Here is a 5,895-nt window from a genome sequence, read left to right as displayed (position 1 = left end):
ATCTCCAATGTGCATATGTGATATTGCTGAACCTAGGATGTGTCCTGCATTGTGTAATGTCAGTCTAATGTCTGGAGAAATGTCTGTCACTTCACCATAATCGAGTGTAATTGTATTTTTAATAGCTTGTTTCACATGTTTTGAGGTAAATGGTAAAGGATTACCTTCTCTGTGAGCTATATCTAAATGATCGAATTGTAAAAGTGTAGTCAAATCTCTTGTTGGGGTAGTACAATACACTGGCCCTTCGTATCCATAATGGTAGAGATATGGTACAAATCCGCAATGGTCTAAGTGAGCGTGAGAAATAATGACTGCATCTAATTCTTCAATTGAAAATTCTGGTGCATTCAAGTAAGGGAATGCAGTTTTATTGTCTGATGCCGCAACATTGACACCACAGTCTAATAGAACACGACTGTTTGGTGTCTGTAAAAGCATTGATGAACGTCCTACCTCTTTGAATCCTCCCATTGAAGTAACTCTTGCCCAGTCATTAGGGTGTTTGGTGCCCTGGTGGATTTGACGTCCAAGACGTTGCAGCATTTTTTTTCTTTCTTTGCTGCTGTTTTTTTGGATTGTTCTAATTTTTCCAATAATGTCTGAACTAATAGGTGGAGTTCTTAAGATTTTAGGTGCCCATCCAGTATTTTTAACAATGTTTCTTGATGTTACTCCATATTTTCCAATAACTAATCCTGGTTTTTTAGCAGTGATGACTACTTCACCAGTAACAGTATCAAAATAGATGTCAGTAATTTCCGCGCCTTCAGGAACTATTTCATGAATTTTATTAATTGTATCTTCGGGTTCGAGTAAAGCGCATTTGTCAGACCTAATGATAAGTCTTTTTCTAAGTTCTTTTGCAAGTGATCTTATAAGATCGCCATTTTCAGTTATGATTTCCGGATTTTTAGTGTAAACTACTACTTCTGGACCTTCAAATTCCACTTTTGAAACTTGAATTTCATCTGGTAGCTTATCTAAAATCTCTTTTTTAATATCTTCTAAAATGTCTGAAGTCATATAATCCCTTCAAAAAAAGTTTGTGTAGGTATTATAGTTTACGAAAAGCTTTAAGCTATAATTAGTTAAATTTCATAAACTATCTACACCAATTATATAAAAAAATAGTTAGTTATGAAAAATTAGCTTACTTATATTTTTTCAAGAATCTCATTAATTTTTTCATCATCTAACATTTCAAAGCCGTTCGCATCCACTTTAGCAACTAAATACCCATTACCTGAGTATGTGTCACGTTCAGCAGCGGCCCTAATAGCTCTTATGGCTATTTCAATTCCTTCGTCAGTTGTTAAGTCATCTCTAAATCTGTCTTCAAGAACTCCGTATGCAACGATAGAACCTGATCCAGTTGAGATATATGTATCTTCAATCATTCCACCTGCAGGGTCTAATGAGTAAAGGGATGGTTTGTCTCCATCCATTCCACCAAGTAATGTTTGAACATACATTGGTCCGGAACGCAATATGTTTGCAGTCAATGATGCCGCAGCTTTAACGCTAATTGAGTCGTTGTTTCTCATTTGGTAGAGAGAAACTTCTGCTTCAATAACTTTCATTAAACTTTGAGCATCTCCAACTGAACCCGCAATGGTGGTTACAATGTGATCATCAATTTTAAATATTTTTTCTGCGACTTTGTGAGCTACTAAGTTTCCCATACTAGCTCTTCTTTCGCTTGCAAATACAACTCCATCTTTACATGTAATTCCGACGGTTGTTGTACCTTCTAGTATTTTATCATCCATTTAAATACACCTCATATAAGTATTTAAAATATCTTATTTCAACTACTTTATAGGTTGAATATAATAAAATCAATTAACTATCTCTATATTAATTTTATTTAAAATCAGAATCAATTATTAGTATAAACTAACAATATTAATATTATCTATTGGCATATATAAACTTTTCTTTCAAAAGGTGAATAAATTGAAATGGAAACGTATTGGGGATATCCTGATTTTAGATAATAAATTTGATTATGAATCTAAAGAAGAGCGGGAATTGTTATCTGAAAAGCATAATGTAAAAACTATAATGAAGATAGACCATATTCAAGGAACTAGAAGGGAACCAGTTTATGAAATCATTTTTGGCAGTGAAACAGAAACCATAAACAAGGAGAATGGTTGCTTATTTAAATTGGATTTGGCTAAGGTGATGTGGTCTAAAGGCAATAATAATGAAAGATTAAGAATTGCCAAGCTTGTGGAGGATGATGAAGTGGTTTTGGACATGTTTGCTGGAATCGGTTATTTTTCTATCCCTATTGGTGTTCATTCAAATGCCGAACACATTTATTCCATTGAAATAAATCCCAATTCTTACTTTTATCTAAATGAAAATATTAAATTAAACAAATTAGCAAATATAACTCCCCTTTTGGGTGATTGTATGGATATTGCTCCTAAATATAAGGCAGACCGCATTGTGATGGGGTGTGTTAAAACAACTCATCATTACCTGAAGGTGGCTATTGATAGTTTGAATGAGGGGGGTGTCCTTCACTATCATGAAACGGTTCCCGAAAAGTTAATGAAAACAAGGCCTGTTGAAAGAATCATGTCTCAGGCGGGCGGTCGTGATGTTGAGTTGCTTAAAATAAATAAAATTAAAAAGTATGCGCCTGGTGTGGAACATGTAGTTATTGATGCTAGGATAAATTAGCTATTTTTTCCAGCAAACAATCATTTAACCATTCACTGTTAATGTATTTTTCGTAAATGCATAATCTTTCAGACAGTTCAAATCCTGCATCTTCAGTTAATTTTTGAAGTTCATCAATTCCGGGCCATGGGGAGGTAATATTGACATAATCCGGGCTAACTGGTGAAACTCCGCCCCAATCATCGGCACCGCATAATAAGAATATCTGTGCAGTATCGTTGTTTAGGTTAGGTGGAACTTGGATACTGACGTCTGTATCGCTAAATAATAAAGTTCCAGCAGTTACGGTCCTAATCATGTCTAAAAGACTAGGTTCTGGCCAGTCTTCCATTTCAATGCCGGGTATTGGTGTGAAATTCTGGATGATTATCTCCTGGATATGGCCGTATTCATCATACAAGTCGCGAATGGCAAGTAATGATTCGGCCACTTCTTCTTTTGTTTCGCCAATTCCAATTAGGATGCCGGTGGTGTACGGAATTTTAAGTTTTCCGGCATTTGAAATAGTTTCCAACCGCAATTTTGGATTTTTGCCGGGACTTTTATTATGTGCTGGCAATTCCATTAACCTGGATGACGAATTTTCAAGCATTAGACCTAATGATGCATTAACTTCTTTTAATCTTTTTAAATCATCAAAACTGAAGTTTCCACCGTTAGTGTGAGGCAGTAATGCTGTTTCATCCAATGTCATTTGACAAATGTCTACAATATAATCAATCATTGAATCATAGCCATATTCTTGCAGTTTTAACTTAACTATTTCTTCTTCATCGGCATCTTCACCAAAAGTAAACAGTGCTTCTTTACAGCCATATTTTTCAGCTTCTCTTAAATCAGCCAACACTTCTTCTTTGGTTTTTAGAATGATGGTTTGTGAATCGTCAGGATTCTTTTTAAAATTGCAGTATCCGCAGTCATTCCTGCAGATTTCAGTTAATGGTATAAAAATGTTTTTAGAATAAGTAATAAGGTTATTCTCCCTATATTTTGCAGTTTCTGACATATATCTTACAATATCATTGTCGTTTGCATTTAATATAGTGAGAATTTCTTCTTTGGTTAAATTTGACATGTTCAATCTTCACGTTCTGAAACGGTAACTTCCACATAAAGTGGGGGGATCTCATTTTTGTCTTCCCAAATGGCTATTACAACATCAAAACTTGGAAGTTCAAATACTTTGTATGCCACTACAAGCCCCATTGATTCTAATTCTTCTTTTACTCTAATGAATCCTCCACTATCAACATCACTTGTGGTTAATTCAGTTGTTTTAATGTGTTTGTCTCCGGATTTAACAATTTCTTCAATCTTTTTAGAATTTGCATCCAATTCCGTTCCGCCGAGTATCTCTCCGATTTCTGCAAGTTTCGAATCAAAAGAATCTATCGGTAGAACTTTCCTTGACCTGCCTCTTACAATTAAAATTCTTTCATTATTAATTGCAGGTCTTGACCCTTTAAAGGCGTCGAAAAATCCCATTACTTGCCCTGCAATTTCATAAGTTTTTTTCATTAAATCAGATCCTATTGTATGTTTAATTCTTCTTTTAGTTCGCCCATTGTTGTTACTTTCTCAGCAAATGCATTGTGTCTGTGAATACTTTCATGGTTTTCTTGACGTGATGTGATAATTGTATCCTCAGGGAAATCAGAATATTTGTTTGCAATCATTTCCATCATGTTTCTAACACAATCTTCAACAAAAACAGGGTTTTGGTGTGCATTCAATACGGTGGCATTTTCATCAGGTCTTTTCAGTAATTCACAAACTGGTGAACTCATGGATTTTTCAATAATGTCAATAAGGTCTTCTGCTTTAACGGTTCTGTTTTCTGGAACATCTATAAATAAAGTTCCAACTCCTCTCTGGTTATGGGAAGCAAAAGTAACAGTATCAAGCACTTTTTGTGTAGTTTCTTCATCTAAAAATTCTAATAATTTATTTTTATCACATTCTCTAACCGATTCTTGAGGACATGGACAGACTGTCATTCCGATGACTTCAGCACCAATACTTTTTCTGATGCTAATGGCTCCGTCTTCATCTCTAAAACCGATTGCCTTAGCTTTTAATTTGGCCATTTCTTGGGTTTTATTTTTAGTCACAGGTGACTCTCTCATAAACATAAAATCAGTTGTCATGGATATTTCAACACGTTTTGCATATTCGTGTTTGGTCATCATGCATTCAACAATTTCTGCACATAATGATTCAACGTCTACGGTAGAATCCTTAGCAACAGTTTCAAGAACTTCACTGATAGCTTCAGGATTTCTAGACATATGTACACCTTTTTGGTCATTTGGCAAATCTACAAATGCATCAAATGTAGGTAGTAATATTATGGGTCTTTTATTTGTTCTTTCAAGCTGTAATAATTTTTTTACTCCGGTTACACCTACTCTTGTTAATTTAATAGGTATGCTTGGAGTGTCGTCTTGGGTGTCGGGTAAGCATACTGGCAATTTAATAACCTCTAATTTTTACTTAAATATTATTATTTCTTATGTTTATCCTATTTAAATATTAGATAATAAATTTTGATTTGGAATTTATTTTTTCTATTTAAATATTAATGAGGATTTTTTTAAAAGTAGTTTGATTAATAATAACTGGTAGTGCATTTTTCAAAAATAGTTTAAATAATAAAATAAATTGTTGAAACAGTTGTGTCTTTGTTCAACTGCTTCTTTGAATTAAAATTTATAAGATGTTTGAAGATCCCATGTCTTCTTTAATTACATCAAGAACGGTTTGGGTGTAGGTTCTTTCTATAATTGGATCTTTTAGCAATTCTTTAATAAACGCATTTAATTCGTTGGTGTTTCTGAATTTAGCAATTAGGAACGCATCGTATTCTCCGGTAACGTCATAGATTCCAACAACGTTTTTATTGAAGAAGGTTTTTTCTTCCCAGTTTTTGAGTTTTCCCCCTTTAACTCTTACTCCAATAATTGTTGTCAAAACAAATCCTAATTTTTCATGGTCGATAACTGGTGAAAATTTCTTGATTACACCAGATTTTACCATTTTATCAATACGATTGTGTACGGTACCTACAGAAACATCTAAACTACGTGAAATTTGCCTGTAAGATGTTCTAACATCTTCATTAATTATTTTTAAAATGTTTATGTCTGTATCGTCAAGTTTTACAACATTGTCTTTTGTTTTTACCATTATAATCACTTC

The 5,895-nt window shown here is 33.9% G+C and carries 7 protein-coding genes; 1 reads left to right on the top strand and 6 read right to left on the bottom strand.

Features of this window, described 5'->3' with window-relative positions; translation table 11 throughout:
• Both ACKI4K_RS03925 and psmB read right to left on the bottom strand, forming a co-directional pair.
• Window positions 1-1,026: MBL fold metallo-hydrolase (locus ACKI4K_RS03925; protein ID WP_407422493.1), on the bottom strand; the 1,026-nt coding region annotated here is incomplete at its 3' end.
• 131 nt (window positions 1,027-1,157) lie between these two features.
• Window positions 1,158-1,772, bottom strand: a complete 615-nt coding sequence (gene psmB / locus ACKI4K_RS03920; protein WP_407422491.1) for an archaeal proteasome endopeptidase complex subunit beta — start codon at window positions 1,770-1,772, stop codon at window positions 1,158-1,160.
• A gap of 187 nt (window positions 1,773-1,959) precedes the next feature.
• Here psmB and ACKI4K_RS03915 point away from each other — a divergent pair, with 187 nt between their 5' ends.
• Complete coding sequence (locus tag ACKI4K_RS03915) at window positions 1,960-2,697, top strand: class I SAM-dependent methyltransferase (RefSeq protein WP_407422489.1); 738 nt, start codon at window positions 1,960-1,962, stop codon at window positions 2,695-2,697.
• On the opposite strand, the gene cofG is transcribed toward ACKI4K_RS03915, so the two are convergent.
• From cofG to ACKI4K_RS03895, 4 genes are all read right to left on the bottom strand, one after another.
• Complete coding sequence (gene cofG / locus ACKI4K_RS03910; protein ID WP_407422487.1) at window positions 2,684-3,772, bottom strand: 7,8-didemethyl-8-hydroxy-5-deazariboflavin synthase subunit CofG; 1,089 nt, start codon at window positions 3,770-3,772, stop codon at window positions 2,684-2,686. The two genes, ACKI4K_RS03915 and cofG, sit on opposite strands and share 14 nt — an antisense overlap.
• A 2-nt stretch (window positions 3,773-3,774) precedes the next feature.
• A complete protein-coding gene (locus ACKI4K_RS03905) occupies window positions 3,775-4,215 on the bottom strand; it encodes a DUF2120 family protein (protein WP_407422485.1) in 441 nt (146 codons plus the stop codon).
• Window positions 4,216-4,226: 11 nt separating this feature from the next.
• The gene (gene mptA / locus ACKI4K_RS03900; RefSeq protein ID WP_407422483.1) at window positions 4,227-5,168 is read right to left on the bottom strand and encodes a GTP cyclohydrolase MptA; all 942 of its coding nucleotides are present in this window, start codon (window positions 5,166-5,168) and stop codon (window positions 4,227-4,229) included.
• A 238-nt stretch (window positions 5,169-5,406) separates the two neighbouring features.
• The gene (locus ACKI4K_RS03895) at window positions 5,407-5,883 is read right to left on the bottom strand and encodes an Lrp/AsnC family transcriptional regulator (protein ID WP_292807033.1); all 477 of its coding nucleotides are present in this window, start codon (window positions 5,881-5,883) and stop codon (window positions 5,407-5,409) included.
• Window positions 5,884-5,895: the final 12 nt, after the last annotated feature.

This window comes from Methanobrevibacter sp., assembly GCF_045644645.1.
Classification (GTDB): Archaea; Methanobacteriota; Methanobacteria; order Methanobacteriales; family Methanobacteriaceae; genus Methanocatella.
This window is presented reverse-complemented; position numbering and strand designations above follow the sequence as displayed.